This window comes from Hydrogenophaga sp., assembly GCF_036675665.1.
GTDB lineage: Bacteria > Pseudomonadota > Gammaproteobacteria > Burkholderiales > Burkholderiaceae_C > Hydrogenophaga.
Genome location: NZ_JAKFEO010000062.1, coordinates 1 through 2,860 on the forward strand (window position 1 = coordinate 1; position 2,860 = coordinate 2,860).

2 protein-coding genes and 2 pseudogenes are annotated in these 2,860 nt (G+C 64.3%); all 4 read right to left on the bottom strand.

Annotated features, from left to right (window positions below):
* Window positions 1–115 (bottom strand): annotated as a pseudogene (locus V6M63_RS18375) (enoyl-CoA hydratase); the annotation flags it as partial.
* Window positions 112–1,356, bottom strand: a complete 1,245-nt coding sequence (locus V6M63_RS18380; protein ID WP_332744174.1) for a CaiB/BaiF CoA transferase family protein — start codon at window positions 1,354–1,356, stop codon at window positions 112–114. The gene V6M63_RS18380 and the pseudogene V6M63_RS18375, both read right to left, overlap by 4 nt.
* 159 nt (window positions 1,357–1,515) lie before the next feature.
* Window positions 1,516–2,490, bottom strand: coding sequence for a Bug family tripartite tricarboxylate transporter substrate binding protein (locus V6M63_RS18385; protein WP_332744177.1), 975 nt, complete (start codon window positions 2,488–2,490; stop codon window positions 1,516–1,518).
* A gap of 96 nt (window positions 2,491–2,586) precedes the next feature.
* Window positions 2,587–2,860, bottom strand: a pseudogene (locus V6M63_RS18390) (serine--glyoxylate aminotransferase); the annotation flags it as partial.

Consider the following 2,860-nt stretch of genomic DNA (forward strand, 5'->3'; position numbering starts at 1 on the left):
TGCGGCCCAGCTGCCCGTACATGGCCCAGGTCATGGCATTGCGCGCCTGCGGGCGGTCAAACACCACCGACGCCACGCCGGCCTTGACCGTCAGGTGTACTGCACCGTCACTCATGCTGCAAACGCGCCCTGCGCCCGAAGTTCGGCAAGCTCGCCGGCGCCAATGCCCATCTCGCCGAGCACCTCGTCGGTGTGTTCCCCCAGCAAGGGCGGATGCCGACGCACCTGCTGCGGCGTGCCGGACAGCTTGACCGCAAAGCCTATGTTGGGCACAGAACCTTCCACCGGGTGGTCAATCTCCATGCGCATGCCGCGCGCGCGCGCATGCTCACTGCCGAAAGCCTCCGGGTAGGAGAGGATGGGGCCAGCCGGAATACCGGCGTCGAGCAAGGTTTGTACCCAATAGTCTTTGGGGTGCTGGCGGAAAGTGCGCTCCAGCTCAGCCTCCAGCGCGGGGCGGTTGGCCAGCCGCAGCGAGATGGTAGTGAAGCGCGGGTCCCGCAGCAACTCCTGCCGCTCCAGCAGCACGCACAATTGCTGCCACAGCTTCTGGTTGTTGGCGCCCATCACGAAGTACCCGTCCGAGCAGGCCATGGCCTGGTAAGGCGCTGTCATCTTGTTGGACGTGCCCAGTGGTTCGGGCGGTTTGCCCGTGCCCCAGTAGTCGCAGATGTCCCAGACCGAGAAAGCCAGTGCCGAGTCGAACAGGGATGCGTCCACATGCTGCCCTTCGCCGCTTGCTTTGGCCCCGATGTAGGCCGACAAGGTGGCATAAACGGCAAACAGGGCACAGCCAATGTCGGCCACCGGCACGCCGGCCTTCACCGGCGGGCTGTTGGGGTAGCCGGTCACGCTCATCACGCCCGACATGGCTTGCGCCATGAGATCGAAGCCCGGTCGGTCGGCCCATGGTCCGGTCTGGCCGAAGCCCGAGATGCTGGTGTAAACCAGGCGCGGATTGATTTCTTTCAAGACCTCGTAGCCCAGGCCCAGCCGCTTCATCGCACCGGGGCGGTAGTTCTCGAGAAGGATATCGGCGTCCTTGACCATGCGCAGCAGCACCTCGCGCCCGGCCATGGACTTCAGGTTGAGCGTGACGCTGCGTTTGTTGCGGTTCATGTTCAGGAAACCCAGGCTGTCGGCCCCCTTCATCTTGAAACCCATCGCGCCGCGCGTCTGGTCGCCCGCGCCCGGCGGCTCGACCTTGATCACGTCGGCGCCCAGGTCGGCCAGCAACATGCAGGCATAAGGGCCGGCCATCACCTGGCTGATGTCGAGCACGCGCACACCGGCCAGCGGCAGCGGACGCGCCGCCTTCTTCGCCTGTTCATTCGCTGACGCTTCTGCTTCTTTCACTCGGTAATCCTTGTGGAGGGATGTTGATCGTTTGCGGAACTGGACAATCCGCCCAGGCAGCCCGGGAGGCGACAGTCGGGATGCCGCCACGATGGCAGCACCCTCGAACAAGGCAAAACGGGCTTCAGGACCGGCTCGGCGCGACCCGATGCCCAGGGCTCAGGCTTCGGCCTTGACGCCACCGTCCTTGATGATCTTGGCCCACTTGATCTGCTCGGCGCGCATGAAGTCCCCGAACTTTTCGGTCGAGCCACCACCATCCTGGGCGCCCGAGGCCGCCAGCTTTTCCATCACGTCGGGCATCAGCATGACCTTGTTGAGATCCTCGTTCATGCGCTTGGCCATGGCCAGAGGCATCTTCGCGGGACCGGCCAGCCCATACCACGTCGTCGCCTCGAAGCCGGGGAAGCCCGACTCGGCCATGGTCGGGACGTTGGCGTAGGCGCCCACGCGCTGCTGGCGCGTCTGCGCAAGGGCGATGGCCTTGCCGCTTTTCACGTGGGGCGTGGCCGCCGTCATGGTGTCGAAGCTGTATTGAATGGTCCCACCGATCAGGTCGGTGAGCATCGGGCCCGAGCCCTTGTACGGCACGTGGATGGCCTTGACCTTGGCGGCCAGCATGAACATCTCCAGCGCCAGGTGCTGCGCGCTGCCCGTGCCGGCCGAGCCGAAGCTCACCCTGCCCGGGTTGGCGCTGCACAACTCGACCAGATCCTTCACGGTCTTGGCCGGCTGGTTTTCGTTGCAGATCAGCAGGTTCGGCGTGATGCCGACCAACACGACCGGCTGGAAGTCCTTGGCCGGGTCGTAGTTCACTTTCTGCAGGGCGGGCGTGATCGCCTGGCTGTTGATGTGCGCCATCAGCAAGGTGTTGCCGTCACCTGGCTGCTTGGCCACGTAGTCGGCAGCGATGGTCCCCGAGGCGCCCGCCTTGTTCTCGACGATGACCTGCGTCTTCCACATGTCGCCGAGCTTCTGGCCGATCACCCGCGCCAGGATATCGGTGCCACCGCCGGGCGCAAAGCCCACGATGATGCGAATCGGCCCATTGGGTAGCGTCTGCGCCATCAGCGAGGGAAAGGCGAGTGTTGCGGCGCTCGCGGCGCTAACGGTTACGAAGGTTCTGCGTTGCATGGTTTTGTCTCCAGGAATAGTTGTGATGTAGCGAAACTCGGCAAACGGGAAAGTGGAAAGTGGAAAGTGGAAAGCGGAAAGCGAGGAAAGATATCGTCAGGCGGCCTTGCGCAGCGGCACCACGGCCGCGTGGCTTGAAAAATGGTCCATCGCAGCCTGCACGCCCGAACCCGCCAGCTTGACGCCGGCGAGCTTGAGACCCATCTCGCAGCCCGACAGCGCCGCCATCAGGGTCAGGTCGTTGCAATCGCCCAGGTGGCCAATGCGGAACATCTTGCCCTTGACTTTGCCCAGGCCCGTGCCCAGCGAGCAGTCAAAGCGCTCATAAATGATCTTGCGCACGGCGTCGGCGTCTATGCCTGCGGGGGTC

What these genes read in the sequence shown, in the direction of transcription:
- V6M63_RS18385 (WP_332744177.1), bottom strand. Translation starts at nt 2,490, where the DNA reads ATGCAACGCAGAACCTTCGTAACCGTTAGCGCCGCGAGCGCCGCAACA.